Consider the following 14,023-nt stretch of genomic DNA (forward strand, 5'->3'; position numbering starts at 1 on the left):
CGCTAGAGCAAGCCAGCGCTGGGCGCCAGCTTGCGCGGTCATTCGGGTTTGCCGCCCGGCTTCCATTCCGGCTTGGCGTCGCTGTTGGCCAGCGCATGCAGCGGCTCGACCAGCGACTGGATCGCGCGGGTCATGAAGGCGATGTCGATGTTTGCCACCGTATCGTCCTTGCTGTGATAGGTCGGCACCACCGCCCAGCCCGAAATGGTGTGGGCGACCACGCCCTTCTTCGCGAGCGAGTAGTTGTCCGAGCGCTGGAAGAAGTTCTGCTCCGGATAGGGATCGCCGGTGACCAGCGCGCCATGGCCTTTCAGCGTCTCGCCCAGCGTCGAGCGCTCATAGCCGGTCATCATCATCGTGCCGGCGGGCAGCTTGGGATCCTGCGCGCCGATCATCTCGACTTCGACATTGGCGACGATCTGGTCGAGCGGCACCGGCGGGTGCGCGCCGAAATAGGTCGAGCCATAGCCGCCGATTTCTTCCGCGCCATAGGCGACGAACAGGATGCCGCGCTTGGCCTTGCCCTTGGCCGCGAGGGTGCGGGCGAGTTCGAGCACCGCGGTGGTGCCCGAGGCGTCGTCATTGGCGCCGTGCATCACCGTGCCGTCGCCCTGGACGCCCAGATGGTCGAGATGGGCGCTGAGCAGCAGCACGCCGGCCTTCGGATCGGAACCCGGCAGCCAGCCGATCGCGTTGGTGGTGGTCGCGACCGTCTCTTCCGCCGGGACGGTCAGCGACACCTTGGCGTCCTTCTGCGCCGCCAGCGCATCAAAGGCGGCAGCGGGCAGCACGACGATCGACGGTGCCGGTTCGCGCGGCTCCCCGCGCAGCCCGCCGGGCAGGCGCGGTTCGCCGTGGAGGCCCTTGATCATCGCCTGGGTATCGGCGCTCTCGCGGATCAGCAGCAGCCGCGGCGTCTTGAACGAGCGTGCCAGCCGGTAGAGCTGCATGACCGGCATGTCGCCGACGATCAGCATCACCGGCGCGGGCGCCATCTTGGACATTGCCTTGGCGGGGGTGAGGCGCGCCACGCCTTCGCTGCCGGTGCCGTCGCCGACCAGCAGCACCGCGCCCGGCACCGGCGCGCCGTTGGCGGTCAGCGTGATCGGCGCCTTGAGCTTGAGCCGGACGATCTCGGCTTTCTGGAGATAGCCGTCCATGCCCGGCGCGGGCTGGAGGCCGAAGCCGCGGAACTGGGCGGCGACATAGGCGGCGGCGATCGCCTCGTCGGGCGTGGCGCTGCCGCGGCCGCGGAGTTCGTCGCCGGCGAGGAAGGTCTCGTGCGCGCGGACCCAGTCTGCGCTCACCTGTGCCTGCGCCGGCACCGCCAGCACGCTCGCGGCGGCCCATGCCGCCAGCAGCAATCCACGCTTCATTCGCCATCCCCCGTTCGGTTCGTGCCGGGTGATGGGCCAAGCGGGCGCGGCGCGCAACCGGCGCCGCGCCCGCCGGCACTCAGAAGAACAGCTTGCGGATGCTGAGGGTCACCGCGCGGCCGGTGGGATCGAGCAGGTCGGGCTGGTAGTTTAGCGGCACCGCGCCGGTCTGGTCGGTCACCCGCTGGCGGCTGTTGAGGAGGTTGGTGACGCCCAGGCTCACCCGCGTGCCGCGCAGCCAGGGATGCGCGCGCACCAGCTTGAACTGGCGCCCGAGGTCCGCGAACACGCGCAGGTTGAACGTGCCGAGATCGCCGAAGTTGAGCTGGTTCGTGTTGTTCAGCCCGGTATAGACGCTGGTGCTGCTCTGCCATTTGAAGCCGAGCCGCATGCCGACGCCGTCCTTGGTGAAGCCCGCCTGGGCATCGATCTGGTGCGCCGGCTGGCCGCCATTGTTGCCCGCAGCGTCGCCATGCAGCAGGTCGAGGATGGGGACGCCGTCGCGGATCTTGATCTGATCCTTGAAATACCAGGTGTGGTAGAGGCTGAACTGCAGTCGGCCGGCGAGCGCACCGTTCGGTCCGCCGAAGCGACCACGGCCGCCGCCGCCCGGACCACCACCGCCCGGCCCCCCACCGCCCGGCCCCGCAGCGGGACGCGCCGGCGGCGGACCGAACAGGCTGCCGCCGCCCGGCGGACGCTGCCCATTCTGGCCCTGGCCGAACATTCGCGCCTGGCCTTCCGCCGGCAGCGGCTTGCCCGCGGCGATCGCATCGGCGCGCTCCTTCTCGCGCTGGGCGCGCATCGCCGCGATCTTCTTCTCGAGCGACGACTTGATCGGCACCGACAGGTTGAAGCCCCAGCGCAGCTGCTTGGTGTCGTTCTCGGCGAAGTTCACTGCGCGATTGTCGATGCTCACCAGGTCGCCGTCGGGATCCCGCACGAAACGATCGGGGAAGGCCGCCTCGATCGCCGCGGTGGCGGCGGGGAAGGTCGCGATGTCGTTGCGGATGCGGCTGGTGACATAGTCGGCGCGGATCGAGAGGTCGGTCTTCTCGAGCGGGCGCAGTTCCAGCCCGAGCTTCATCACGTGGCGCTTCTCCGCCTGGAGCGTTGGATTGCCGCCGGTGATGGTGGTGACGGTCACCGTCTGGCCGGTGCGATAGTCGAACACGCGGGTGTTCGGGCTGGAGACGATCGGGCCGCCGAGCTGGCTGGTGGTCGGCGCATCCTCGGCGTCGGTCCAGGAGGCGAGCAGCCGCACCGGCTTGAATGGCGACCAGTTCACGCCGTAGCCGGTGGTGGTCAGCGTGCCGAAGTCCGACAGGTGCTGGACGGCGACGTTGCCGTTGATCGTCAGGTCACCCAGCGGCTGAAGCACGTCCTTGCGGCGGCTGGCGATCGGCAGGTCGACATTGAGCTGGGTGCTGGCGATGTTGCGCGAGAGCGAGGCGTCGGTCGCGACGCCGTTGCGGAAGCCGGTGCTGTCGAAGCCGCTGAGGCTACCGCCGATCCGCAGCGAGGTGGAAACCTCGCCGGCCGGCAGCGAGAACAGGGGGCCGCGCAGCAGCGCGTCGATTGTGCCGGTGTTCGAGGTGGAGTTGCCGCGATCGGCCGGGCGTGCTGCGCCGAGCGAATCGAAGCCGCGATCGGTGATCGTCTTGCTCTCCACGCGATCGTAATTGCCGGTAAGCGACCAGCTCCAGCTGTTGCTCCACGGCAGTTCGTCACCGTTGAGCGTCGTGCCGAAATGCGAGGTGATCGTGCGGCTGCTGGCGGTGAGCGGGCTGGGCTCGGCGGTCAGCGCCAGCGGCGCCGCGCTCTGCGAGAGGGCGAGCCCCCGCAGCGCCTCGCTCTGCAGTACCTCCAGCGTGCCGTTGAACGTCGCGCCGACCTTCTCGCTCAGGTTGCGCGCATAGCTGCCGTTGATGTTGAGATCCTGGCTGGGGGCAACCAGCGTACGATAGGGCGCCTGGTTGACGCCACTGCCGTCGTTGAACGTCGCCTGCACGTTGCGCTCGCTCTCCAGCAGCGCCGAATTGCCCTGGTACTTCACGTCGAGATTGACGCGGCGATCGCGGTTGATCTTGAGGATGTCCGCCTGCACCTGCTGGGTGCTGTTGCCGCCCTCGGTGGGCATGCCGCCCTGCAGCTCGGTAGTGAGCGCGCGGAAGCGTTCGCGCAGCACGAAGTTCACCACGCGCTGGTCGGCCGAATAGCCGAATTTGAGCGCGACTTCCTCGGGCAGGATATCGACGCGCTCGATCGCCTCGGTCGGCAGGTCGCGGATCTCGGCGAAGCTGGAGATGCGGCGACCGTTGAGCAGGACCACCGGCCGGCCGCTGCCGCGTCCGCTGCCGGTCTGCGGTGCGAGCTCGGTGAGCAGGTCGGAAACCGAGGAGACGGCATAGGCGCGGATATCGGCCTGGTTGAGCTGGATCTCGGGCGGGATATCGCCCTTCACCGCGCCGCGCGGTTCGCTGGCGGTGACGACGATCTCGTCGGTATAGGGGTCGTCCTGCGCCGGCGCGGCGGGCTGAGTCTGCGCAGGGCGGCCGCCCGACTGCTGCGTCGTCGTCGTCTGTGCCTGCGCTGCCAGCGGCGATACGCCCGCCAGCAGTCCTGCCAGGGTGGTCCCCAGTCGCTTCATCGTTGCTCCGTCCCTTTTCCGAATCAGAAGCGGGCCCGCAGGCCCGCTCGTCCTTGTTCGGCGAGTACGACGCACATGTCGCAAAACTGTGCCCGATTATCGGATAAATTGTCGCGCCTGTTGCACAGATGCGAAAATGGGGGCCGAAGCCCCCATCGTCTGTATTCATGGTGCGGTCGAGAAGACTCGAACTTCCACGGCCTTTCGGCCACAACGACCTCAACGTTGCGCGTCTACCAGTTCCGCCACGACCGCACGTGAATTTCCGCCGGCATTTCCATACCAGCGGCTGGTAAGGCAGCGGCCCCTAGCAAAGCGAAATGGGGCTGGCAAGCCGCTTTGTGCGGGTTTCTTGCGTTGTCGCTTCCGCCTATGCCCCGCTCCATGCCCGTCGCCACGCCGCTCGCCGCCGAAACGCGCCGCCTCCTCGCGCTGGCCTGGCCGGTGATGCTCACCGGGCTCAACTGGACAATCCTGCACGTTACCGACGTGGTGGTGGTGGGCCTGGCGGGCAGCCACCAGGTCGCGGCCCTCGCGGCGAGCCGGACGATCACCTTCCCGGGAATCGTGATGGGGCTGGGCGCGCTGACCGGCATCCTCGTCCATGTCTCGCGCGCCGATGGTGCGGGCGAGCTGCGCCAGACCGGCCGCGTGCTCCACGAAGGGCTGCTGCTCGCGCTGCTGCTCGGCATGGCGAGCATGGCGATCCTGTTCGGCTTCGCGGCGCCCATGCTCGCCGGGGTGGGTGTTGCGCCCGATCTTGTCGCCGCGAGCACGCCAGTGGTGCAGGTGATGGCGCTCGCCTATCCGTTCCAGCTGCTCACCATCGCGACCAGCTTTTTCCTCGAAGGCGTCAGCCGGCCGGCGCGGGTGACGGTGGTCAACCTCGCGGTGCTGCCGATCAACGCGCTGCTAGCCTGGCTGCTGGCCACCGGCGCCTGGGGACTTCCGGCGCTCGGCGCCGTCGGCGCGGCGACCGCCACCGCCATCGCCTCCGCACTCGGCGCAATCGGCATGCTTGCCGCCGCCTGGACGCTGCCGCGCGCCGAGCCGCGCGGCGTGCGGTTGCTCGGCGACTGGGGGCGGGCGGAAACGTGGCGCGGTGCCTGGGCCCTTGCCCAGTTCGGCGTGGTGCCGGCGGTTGCCTCGGGGCTCGAACTGGTCGGTTTCTCGATCCTGATCGCGCTCTCGACGCAACTGGGGGAGACCACCGCCCATGCCTTCCAGATCGTCTTCTCGATCCACAACGTCACCTTCGCGGTGGCGCTGGGGCTGGGATCGGCGGCGGGGGTGCGCGTCGGCAATGCCGTGGGCGAGGGCGTGCCCCAGGCGGCGGCAGGGCGGGCGGGCATTGCCGCGCTGCTCGCCGGCCTAGCAACGGGACTGCTGGCGGCGTGCCTGATGTTCGTGCCGATGCTGGTGGTCGAGCGCTTCCCGGCACCCGGCGACGTGCATGCGATGGCGGCGACGATGCTGCTGCTCTGGGCGCCGTTTATCCTGTTCGACGGCGTCCAGGTGGTGTTCGTCTATGCGCTGCGCTCGCTGGGCGACCAGGTCGCGGCGGGCATCAACGGCATCCTCGCCTTCTTCCTGGTGACCGGCGGCCTGGGGCTGTGGCTGGTCCAGGCGGGGTTCGGCGCGACCGCGCTGGTGCTCGCCTCGGGGCTGGGCATGGTGGCGGCGGCGCTGCTCGATGGCGGCCGCCTGCTCGTCGTCACCCGTCGAATTCGCTCACGAAGCTGAGCTTCACCGACTTGGCGCCGCTCGGCACGTCGACCTTGGCGCCGTTGAAGTCGAAGCCGCCCTGCGGCTCCAGCATGCGGACCGGCGGGGTGATCCGCCAGCTATAGACCTCGCGGCGCTCGCCATCGAGCAGCTGGATGCGGATATCCGGCACATGCTGGGCTGCGCCGCTGTCGTTGAGCACCTTGCCCGAGACGATGAACAGCTTGCTGCCGTCGGCGCGGGCCTGAAGCGCCACGTTCTTCTCGCTGAACACCAGCTGCGCATTCGCGCCCCCGATCGGCAGGCCGAGCTGGGTAAGCACCTGCGGCGCCTTCCAGTAGAGCAACGCCGCGCCGCCGAGCAGCACCGAGACGAGCGCAACCAGCGCCGCGATCGTCCAGCGGATGCCGCTGCGCTTCTTCGGCTCCGGCTCGTCGAAGGGATCGTAGCTCGGCTCGGGCGCGGGCTCGGCCGCGGCGAAGCTGCGTGAGGGGAGCGGCGCGGGTTCGGGCTCCGGCGTGGGTGCTGCCACCGGGGCGGGGGCCGGTGCGGTCAGCTCTAGCGGCGCGCCCGACTGGAACCAGCTATGCTTGCAATTGGCGCAGCGCACCGTGCGGCCGTCGGGGCCGATCGCCGCATCCGGCACCTCGTAGCGCGATCCGCACTGGCTGCACTCCAAGATCATGCCCAAACCCCCTGGTACCTGCCGAAAACGCGGCAGGACGTGCGAGTCTAGCGGGGCCGATTCGGGCCAGCAAGCGACTTGGGACGGACGGCGGCTTGAGCGACATCCGGGGCTGTGCGATGGCGACCGGGTACCAAAGCGAACAGGAGGCCGGGCCGCACGGCGCATGGGCAACATCGTGCACTTCGAAAATGTCGGCCTGCGCTATGGGACCGGACCGGAAACGCTGTCCGACGTGAGCTTCACGCTGGCGACGGGGGGCTTCTACTTCCTCACCGGCGCGTCGGGCGCCGGCAAGACCTCGCTGCTCAAGCTGCTCTACCTCGCTCAGCGGCCGACGCGCGGCGCGGTGCGACTGTTCGGCGAGGATGCGGGGTCGCTGCCGCGCGCGCGGCTGCCCGGCTTTCGCCGCCGCATCGGCGTGGTGTTCCAGGATTTCCGGCTGCTCCCGCAGCTTTCCGCCTATGACAATGTGGCACTTCCGCTGCGCGTCGCGGGGGTCCGCGAAAGCGAGATCGAGGCGCCGGTGATGGAGATGCTCGCCTGGGTGGGGCTGAGCGCGCGCGTCACCGCCAAGCCGCCGACGCTGTCGGGCGGCGAGCAGCAGCGCATCGCCATCGCTCGCGCGGTGATCGCCCGGCCCGAGATCCTGGTGGCCGACGAGCCGACCGGCAATGTCGATCCCGACATGGCGGACCGGCTGCTGCACCTGTTCGAGGCGCTCAATCGGCTGGGGACCACCATCGTCGTCGCGACCCACGACCTCCACCTGATCGGCCGCATCCCGCGTGCGCAGCTGATGCGCGTCGAAAAGGGCAAGCTGGTCGATCCCAGCGGCCTGCTCCGCCATCCGCCGGGGGGCGCATGAACGGCTTCCGGCACCGCGCAGCGATCGACCTGCGGCTGCTCGGCGAGGGCCAGCGCGGCTGGGTGATGGCGGGCATCATGGGGATCATGCTGTTCCTCACCGTGCTGGCAGGCGCGCTGGGGCTGGGCGTGGCGCGCTCTGCCGGCGGGCTCGATCGGCAGCTCGCCGGGCAGCTGACCGTCCAGCTTGTCGAGCCCGATGCCGGGCTGCGCGACGTGCGTGCCAAGGCGCTGGTCGCGGCGATCGCGAAAGTGCCCGGCGTTGCCCGCGTCCGTGAGGCCGATCGCGCCGAGCTGGCGGCGCTGCTCAAGCCGTGGCTCGGCGATGTCGGGCTCGATCCCGAGCTGCCGATGCCGGTGCTGATCGACGTGACCGCGACCGAAGGCTCGGCCGCGCAAGTGACCGCCGCCGCCCGCCGCGTGGCTCCGCAGGCGCGGGTGGACAGCAGCGCGCGCTGGCTGTCGCCAGTGCGCGGGCTGCTCGGCGCGCTGGGGCTGGTCGCGATCGGGCTGGTGCTGGTCATCGCCGCCGCGACCGCGGGTGTTGCGCTGCTCGTCGCACGCGCGGGGCTGGACACGCACCGCGATACGATCGACGTGCTCCACATGCTCGGATCGACCGACCTCCAGGTGGCGCGCCTCCTCCAGCGCCGAATCGCGCGCGACACGCTGCTCGGCGGCGCGATCGGCACGCTGGCGGCGCTGGCGCTGGTCGCGCTGTTCCAGACCAAGCTGGCGCTGACCGGGTCGGACGTGCTGGGCGGCGTGACGCTGGCGCCGGTCGACTGGACCTTGCTCCTGCTGCTGCCGATAGGTTTCGCGTTGCTCGCCACCGTGGCGACGCGGCTCACCGTGCTCCACACGCTGGGGCGCAAGCTGTGATCCGGCGGCTGTTCTTCCTGCTGGTGCTGCTGGCGCTGGCCTGGGGCGCAGGCTTCGCGCTGTTCCTGTTCAGCCTCGGCAAGCCGCTCGGCGGACACCGCACCGATGCCGTCGTCGTGCTGACCGGCGGGCCGGGGCGGATCCAGCGCGGGCTCGACGCGCTCCGCCGCGAGGATGCCAGGCGGATGCTGGTCAGCGGCGTGAACCCGGACGTGCGCCCGCGCGAACTGGCCGCGCAATTCCCGGCCGATCGCGCGCTGTTCCGCTGCTGCGTCGACCTCGGCCATGAGGCGGTCGACACCCGCTCCAATGCCGACGAGACCGGCCGCTGGGTGCGCGACCATGGCTATCGCAGCGTGCGGCTGGTCACTTCGGACTGGCACATGGCGCGGGCCCGGCTGGAGCTGCGCCATGTGCTGCAGGGCGTGGCGATCGTCGGCGACGGGGTGCCGAGCACCCCCGGATGGCGGATGCTGCTGCGCGAATATCACAAATATCTGGTGCGCCGGGGGGCGCTGTTGCTGGGGGTCGATTGATGGACGCGGTGCGTACTGTTCTCTTCCGCATCTTCTTCTACGGCGTGTCGATCCTCCTGGTGCTGTGCGTGCCGGTCGCGGCGCTGTTCGGCAGCCGATTCCTGCGCGCCTATTCGAACTTCTGGGCGTGGACGCTGCAATGGATGGTGCGCCGGATCGTCGGCGCGCGGCTGCGGATCGAGGGCAAGGTGCCGGAGGGCCAGTTGCTGTTCGCCGGCAAGCATGAAAGCTATTTCGAGGCGCTGGAGCTGACCCGCATGCTCGGCAGCCCGGCGACGGTGATGAAGCGCGAGCTGGCCCGTATTCCGCTCTGGGGCTGGGCGGCGCAGCGCTATGGCACGATCGTCGTCGATCGCGAGGCCAATGCGACCGCGCTGCGCGCGATGATGCGCGCGGCGCAGGCAGCGCGGGCGAGCGGGCGCTCGGTGCTGATCTTCCCGGAGGGGACGCGGGTGCGCCCGGGCGAGGCGCCGCCGCTGCGCTCGGGCTTTGCCGGGCTTTACCGCGCGCTCGATCTGCCGGTGGTACCGGTGGCGGTGCGCAGCGGCACCGTCTGGCCGCGCAAGGGGCTGATGCGGCGGGGCGAGATCGTCTTCCGCTTTGGCGAACCGATACCGCCCGGGCTGCCCCGGCGCGAGATCGAGGCGCGGGTGCACGCGGCGATCAATGCGCTGAACGGGTGACGCTGCTCACCCTCACCCTCCCCACCGCCTTCGGCGGCGGGTCCCCTCCCTCTCCCAAGGGGAGAGGGCGCTAATTCCCTCTCCCTTTGGGATAGGGAGGGAGCGGCGAAGCCGCGGAAGGGTGAGGGTGGGATCAGGCTCGGCTTACCGAGGCCGGGTCCAAAGCCCTGCCGGCCGCGGCGTCGGCGCGCGACGTTTCGCCTGCGTCCACGCCTTCACGATCGCGCCGAGCTTCTCGCTGCCCGAGGTGGTGGTGCGGCTGTCCCAGGCCTGCGGGCCGCGTGCGCGTACCTTGCGCGCGATCCCGCCATAGATGTCGGCTGCTGCCAGCACCGCCCAGGCCGAGCGGAACGACAGCGCCGCCGCGCCGCCGCGCGCGCTGATCTCATAGCCTTCCGCCCGGTCGGCGAGGCGGGTGCCGAGAATCGCCAGCGCGTTGCGGTCGGCCATCGGGTCTGTCGCGCTAAGCCCCACTTCGGCGAGCCAGTCGGCGGGCAGGTAGCAGCGTCCGGCTTCGGCATCCTCGCCGATGTCGCGGGCGATATTGGCGAGCTGGAAAGCGAGGCCGAGGTCGCAGGCGCGGTCGAGCACGGGCTCGTCGTCGGGCGCCACGCCCATCACCACCGCCATCATGCAGCCGACCACGCCGGCGACATGGTAGCAATAGCGCAGCAGATCGTCCTCGGTCTGCGGGCGCCAGTCCTCGGCGTCGAGGGCGAAGCCGTCGATCAGGTCCCAGGCGAAGCGGTGCGGCATGCCGGTCTCGGCCGCGACGATGCGCAGCGCGTCGAACGCGGCGTCGCCGACCCAATCGCCTGCCAGCGCCGCGGCAGTGCGCGCGCGCACCTCCGCCAGTCGCGCCGCCGGATCGGCGACGCGGGTCATGCCATGGCCATGGTCCTGGCCGTCGACGATGTCGTCGCAGCGGCGGCACCAGGCATAGAGCAGCCAGGCGCGCTCGCGGGTCTTGGGGTCGAACAGCTTGCTCGCGGCGGCGAAGCTGCGCGAGCCGCGGGCGATCGACTCGCCCGCGGTCGCGACGATCGCATCGCGGCCGGGAAAGCGCATTACAGCTGTTCGCGCCGCAGCTGTGCGATCGGCACCACCGGCTGCGCCTCGGCCATCTTGGTCAGCAGCCCGTCGATCGTGGAGTCGACCAGCAGCAGCCCCTGATGCTGGGGCCGCACGAAGCCGACGGTACCCATATGCTCCCAGAACTCGACCAGCTTGTCGTAATAGCCGGCGATGTTGAGCAGGCCGATCGGATCGGCGTGATAGCCGAGCTGCGCCCAGCTCATCGCCTCCCACAGCTCGTCCATGGTGCCGGTGCCGCCGGGCAGGTTGACGAAGCCGTCGGCCAGCTCGGTGAAGCGCGCCTTGCGCTCGTGCATCGTCTCGCAGACTTCGAGGCTGGTGAGCCCGCGGTGCGCGACCTCGGCATTGACCAGCAGGGTGGGGATCACGCCGATCACCTCGCCGCCGGCCTCCAGCGCCGCATCGGCGACTGCGCCCATCAGGCCGAGGCGGCCACCGCCATAGACGACGCCGATGCCGCGCTCGGCGAGCGTGCGGCCCAGCGCGCGGGCGGCTTCGATATAGACCGGATCGGCCGGGCTGGCCGAGCCGCAATAGACGGCGATACGCTTCATGCTGTGCTCCTGTGGCGGGGCTGATAGCGTGTTTTGGCGGGGAGGGAGAGCCTGATCTTAAGCCCCTCCCCTTAAGGGGAGGGGTTGGGGGTGGGGCAGTGTCTCACAGAGACCAACGAACGGACTGGCATCCCTCCACCCCCAACCCCTCCTCCAAGGAGGAGGGGCTAAAGTTCGTTCAGGCCATCTCGCCCAGCATCAGCTCGGCGGTCGCCTTGGCGCTTCCCACCACGCCCGGAATACCCGCACCCGGATGGGTACCCGCCCCCACGAAATACAGGTTCGAAATCGCATCGTCGCGATTGTGCACGCGGAACCAGGCGCTCTGGGTGAGGATCGGCTCGAGGCTGAAGCCCGAGCCGTGATGCGCCGCCAGATCGTCGCGGAAGTCGGTCGGCGCGTAATGGAACTTGGTGACGATCCGCTCGGCCAGGTCCGGGATCAGCCGGCGCTGGACTTCCGCCAGGATGCGCGATTCCAGGATCGGTCCCACTTCGTTCCAGTCCGCCGGGAACTTGCCGAGATGCGGCACCGGCGCCAGCGCGTAGAAGGTCGAATGGCCCTCGGGCGCCATGCTCGGGTCCGAGGCGCTTGGGTGGTGGAGGTAGAGCGAGAAGTCCTCGCTCACCACGCCGTGGGTGTAGATGTCGTCGAGCAGCCCCTTATAGCGCGGGCCGAACAGGATCATGTGGTGCGGGATGTCGGGGAAGGTGCCGCGCAACCCGAAATGCACGACGAACAGCGAGGGCGAGTAGCGCTTGTTGACCAGCCGGTTCGCCGTCCGCCGCGCGCTGCGCGAATTTCGCAGCAGGTCGCGGTAGCTGTGGACGATGTCGGCGTTGCTCGCCACCGCGTCGACCTCGACCTCGAAGCCGCTATGCGTGCGCACGCCGACGACGCGGTCGCCCAGCGTCAGGATCTCGTCGACCGGGTCGCCGATCCGTACCGTGCCGCCCAGCCGCTCGAAATGCGTGATCATGCCCGCGATCAGCCGGTTGGTGCCGCCCTCGGCCCACCACACGCCGCCGTCGCGCTCCAGCTTGTGGATCAGCGCATAGATGCTGCTGGTCGCCATCGGGTTGCCGCCGACGAGCAGGGTGTGGAACGACAGCGCCTCGCGCAGCTTCTCGTTCTTCACATAGCCCGCGACGACCGAATAGACCGAGCGCCAGGCCTGGTTCTGCATCAGCGCAGGCGCTGCCTTGAGCATCGACTTGAAGTCGAGGAACGCCTTGGCGCCCAGCTTTACATAGCCTTCCTGGTAGACCCGCTCGGAATATTCCAGGAACTTGCGATAGCCGGCGATGTCATTCGCATCGAGCTTGGCGATCTCGCCCGCCAGCACGGCGTCGTCATTGGTATAGTCGAAGGTCGTCCCGTCGGGCCAGGACAGGCGGTAGAAGGGCGTGACCGGCTTGAGCGTCACGTCCTCCGAAATGTCATGGCCGGAGAGGCGCCACAGCTCCTTCAGCGCATCGGGATCGGTGATCACCGTCGGGCCGCCGTCGAAGGTGAAGCCGTCGCGCTCCCAATAATAGGCGCGGCCGCCCGGCTTGTCGCGGGCCTCGATCACGGTGGTGTCCACCCCCGCCGACTGGAGACGGATGGCAAGGGCGAGGCCGCCGAACCCGGCGCCGATCACGACTGCGCGGCGCATCAGCGGCCCCAGATCGCGGAAAGCGCGCGGCCCACCGGCACCGGCGGCTTGCCCGACAGCACCCGCACGCGGTCCCCGAAGGTCGATTGCGCGGCGTAGAAGCGCTGGATCAATCCTGCATCCAGACGGTAAAAACGTTCCAGCACGCGATAGCGCTCCTCGGGTTCGGCCGCCTTGAACAACATCGCGGCGAGCATGCGATAGAAGCCGCGCTTGCGCCAGAGCGCGCGGGAATAGCCATACAGCATTTGGTGCAGCGCCTCGCCCGAATAGTCGCGGGTCTCGGCGATCAGCGCGGCGGTGCGGATCGCGTCGGGGAAGGAATAGCCGGTCATCGGGTGGAACAGCCCGGCCTTCATCCCCGCCTTGGCGATGCCGCGGCCGCCAGCGGCCCAATAGGCGGCATGGTCGCCGCCCATCGCCACCGGCAGGCTGCCCACTTCCTCGCGCAGCACGCGATCGACCTGCCAGCCCGCGGCATCGGCATAGGCCTCGATCCGGTCGCCGGTGGCGAGGATGTCGAGCGAGGGCGTGTCGCTGTAATAGGTGTCCTCGACGAATATCCGCGTCGGGCTGAACGGCAGGCAATAGACGAAGCGATAGCCGTCGATCTGCGGCACCGTCGCGTCCATGATCACCGGCCGCGTCACGTCGTGCAGGTCGCTCAGCACCAGCTCGGCGCCGTGGAATTTCTGCCAGCCGAGCTGGAGCGCGCTGGTATCGCCGACGCCGCGGCAGTCGATCACCCCCTCGGCCTCGACCAGGTCGCCATCGGCGAGCGCTACGGCCGTCGGCGTGATGTCCGCCGCCTCGCGCTCGAGCAACAGGCTCTTCTCGCCCAGCTCGGCGCGCACCACCCGATCGAAATGGTCGGACTCGACCGAGTAATAGCGCGACGGCAGGCTGCGGAAATGGCCGGGAAAGGCGACGTCATAGCCGTTCCAGCCATGGCCGATCAGCGGCGCGGAGAGCCAGCGATGCTCGGGCGCGACGTCGTCCGCGAAGAACGACCAGAGGTGATTGCCGCCGATCCGTGCCGAGCCTTCGATCAGCCGGACGGTGCAATCGGGTTTCTTCTTCCGGATGGCCAGCGCGATAAGCCCGCCGGCGAGGCCGCCGCCGACAATGGCAACGTCACAACTGATGGTTGAAGGCATGGCCGTCGCCTAGCCCAAGGGCGGGGGTGTGGGAACCCCACCCTTGGGGACGCGGCGCGAAACGGTCGCCGGCCCGGGGCGCCCCGGCGCAGACCCAAGTGGTTCATTTTATTTTAACTATCGTCACGCGGCTTGCACACTTGGCCCCTAATGCCG

The 14,023-nt window shown here is 69.4% G+C and carries 12 protein-coding genes and 1 tRNA gene; 5 read left to right on the forward strand and 8 right to left on the reverse strand.

Annotated features, from left to right (window positions below):
* Window positions 1-38: 38 nt before the first annotated feature.
* The 3 genes from BM009_RS12040 to BM009_RS12050 form a co-directional block, all read right to left on the reverse strand.
* The gene (locus tag BM009_RS12040) at window positions 39-1,376 is read right to left on the reverse strand and encodes a M28 family metallopeptidase (RefSeq protein ID WP_093296421.1); all 1,338 of its coding nucleotides are present in this window, start codon (window positions 1,374-1,376) and stop codon (window positions 39-41) included.
* Window positions 1,377-1,455: 79 nt separating this feature from the next.
* Entirely contained in the window at window positions 1,456-4,026 is a 2,571-nt protein-coding gene (locus BM009_RS12045) for a TonB-dependent receptor (RefSeq protein ID WP_093296422.1), read from the reverse strand.
* Window positions 4,027-4,194: 168 nt separating this feature from the next.
* Window positions 4,195-4,281: transfer RNA gene (locus BM009_RS12050), tRNA-Leu, on the reverse strand.
* 129 nt (window positions 4,282-4,410) lie between these two features.
* On the opposite strand from BM009_RS12050, the gene BM009_RS12055 reads away from it, so the two are divergent.
* Window positions 4,411-5,769, forward strand: a complete 1,359-nt coding sequence (locus tag BM009_RS12055; protein WP_093296423.1) for an MATE family efflux transporter — start codon at window positions 4,411-4,413, stop codon at window positions 5,767-5,769.
* Here BM009_RS12055 and BM009_RS23145 read toward each other — a convergent pair.
* On the reverse strand, window positions 5,741-6,436 hold the full coding sequence (locus BM009_RS23145; RefSeq protein WP_093296425.1) for a zinc-ribbon domain-containing protein: 696 nt from the start codon (window positions 6,434-6,436) through the stop codon (window positions 5,741-5,743). The two genes, BM009_RS12055 and BM009_RS23145, sit on opposite strands and share 29 nt — an antisense overlap.
* A 166-nt stretch (window positions 6,437-6,602) precedes the next feature.
* Here BM009_RS23145 and ftsE point away from each other — a divergent pair, with 166 nt between their 5' ends.
* From ftsE to BM009_RS12080, 4 genes are read left to right on the forward strand one after another with little or no spacing between them, the layout of a single operon-like run.
* Window positions 6,603-7,304 carry a cell division ATP-binding protein FtsE gene (gene ftsE / locus BM009_RS12065; protein WP_093296427.1) on the forward strand — a complete coding sequence of 234 codons (702 nt, stop codon included), beginning with the start codon at window positions 6,603-6,605 and terminating at the stop codon, window positions 7,302-7,304.
* Window positions 7,301-8,185 carry a cell division protein FtsX gene (locus BM009_RS12070; RefSeq protein ID WP_093296428.1) on the forward strand — a complete coding sequence of 295 codons (885 nt, stop codon included), beginning with the start codon at window positions 7,301-7,303 and terminating at the stop codon, window positions 8,183-8,185. The genes ftsE and BM009_RS12070 overlap by 4 nt, the downstream gene beginning before the upstream one ends.
* A complete protein-coding gene (locus BM009_RS12075) occupies window positions 8,182-8,721 on the forward strand; it encodes a YdcF family protein (RefSeq protein WP_093296430.1) in 540 nt (179 codons plus the stop codon). Before BM009_RS12070 ends, BM009_RS12075 begins: the two co-directional genes overlap by 4 nt.
* Window positions 8,721-9,404 carry a lysophospholipid acyltransferase family protein gene (locus BM009_RS12080; protein WP_093296431.1) on the forward strand — a complete coding sequence of 228 codons (684 nt, stop codon included), beginning with the start codon at window positions 8,721-8,723 and terminating at the stop codon, window positions 9,402-9,404. Before BM009_RS12075 ends, BM009_RS12080 begins: the two co-directional genes overlap by 1 nt.
* Window positions 9,405-9,548: 144 nt before the next feature.
* Here BM009_RS12080 and BM009_RS12085 read toward each other — a convergent pair whose 3' ends face one another.
* From BM009_RS12085 to crtY, 4 genes are all read right to left on the reverse strand, one after another.
* Window positions 9,549-10,472, reverse strand: coding sequence for a phytoene/squalene synthase family protein (locus tag BM009_RS12085; protein WP_093296432.1), 924 nt, complete (start codon window positions 10,470-10,472; stop codon window positions 9,549-9,551).
* Window positions 10,472-11,053 carry an LOG family protein gene (locus tag BM009_RS12090; protein ID WP_093296433.1) on the reverse strand — a complete coding sequence of 194 codons (582 nt, stop codon included), beginning with the start codon at window positions 11,051-11,053 and terminating at the stop codon, window positions 10,472-10,474. The genes BM009_RS12085 and BM009_RS12090 overlap by 1 nt, the downstream gene beginning before the upstream one ends.
* A gap of 178 nt (window positions 11,054-11,231) precedes the next feature.
* Window positions 11,232-12,710, reverse strand: coding sequence for a phytoene desaturase (locus tag BM009_RS12095; protein ID WP_093296434.1), 1,479 nt, complete (start codon window positions 12,708-12,710; stop codon window positions 11,232-11,234).
* Complete coding sequence (gene crtY, locus BM009_RS12100) at window positions 12,710-13,867, reverse strand: lycopene beta-cyclase CrtY (RefSeq protein ID WP_093296436.1); 1,158 nt, start codon at window positions 13,865-13,867, stop codon at window positions 12,710-12,712. Before crtY ends, BM009_RS12095 begins: the two co-directional genes overlap by 1 nt.
* Window positions 13,868-14,023: the final 156 nt, after the last annotated feature.

The organism is Sphingomonas sp. NFR04, assembly GCF_900114095.1.
GTDB lineage: Bacteria > Pseudomonadota > Alphaproteobacteria > Sphingomonadales > Sphingomonadaceae > Sphingomonas.

What these genes read in the sequence shown, in the direction of transcription:
- crtY (WP_093296436.1), bottom strand. Translation starts at nt 13,867, where the DNA reads ATGCCTTCAACCATCAGTTGTGACGTTGCCATTGTCGGCGGCGGCCTC.
- ftsE (WP_093296427.1), top strand. Translation starts at nt 6,603, where the DNA reads ATGGGCAACATCGTGCACTTCGAAAATGTCGGCCTGCGCTATGGGACC.
- BM009_RS12095 (WP_093296434.1), bottom strand. Translation starts at nt 12,710, where the DNA reads ATGCGCCGCGCAGTCGTGATCGGCGCCGGGTTCGGCGGCCTCGCCCTT.
- BM009_RS12070 (WP_093296428.1), top strand. Translation starts at nt 7,301, where the DNA reads ATGAACGGCTTCCGGCACCGCGCAGCGATCGACCTGCGGCTGCTCGGC.
- BM009_RS12055 (WP_093296423.1), top strand. Translation starts at nt 4,411, where the DNA reads ATGCCCGTCGCCACGCCGCTCGCCGCCGAAACGCGCCGCCTCCTCGCG.
- BM009_RS12080 (WP_093296431.1), top strand. Translation starts at nt 8,721, where the DNA reads ATGGACGCGGTGCGTACTGTTCTCTTCCGCATCTTCTTCTACGGCGTG.
- BM009_RS12045 (WP_093296422.1), bottom strand. Translation starts at nt 4,026, where the DNA reads ATGAAGCGACTGGGGACCACCCTGGCAGGACTGCTGGCGGGCGTATCG.
- BM009_RS12085 (WP_093296432.1), bottom strand. Translation starts at nt 10,472, where the DNA reads ATGCGCTTTCCCGGCCGCGATGCGATCGTCGCGACCGCGGGCGAGTCG.
- BM009_RS12090 (WP_093296433.1), bottom strand. Translation starts at nt 11,053, where the DNA reads ATGAAGCGTATCGCCGTCTATTGCGGCTCGGCCAGCCCGGCCGATCCG.
- BM009_RS23145 (WP_093296425.1), bottom strand. Translation starts at nt 6,436, where the DNA reads ATGATCTTGGAGTGCAGCCAGTGCGGATCGCGCTACGAGGTGCCGGAT.
- BM009_RS12040 (WP_093296421.1), bottom strand. Translation starts at nt 1,376, where the DNA reads ATGAAGCGTGGATTGCTGCTGGCGGCATGGGCCGCCGCGAGCGTGCTG.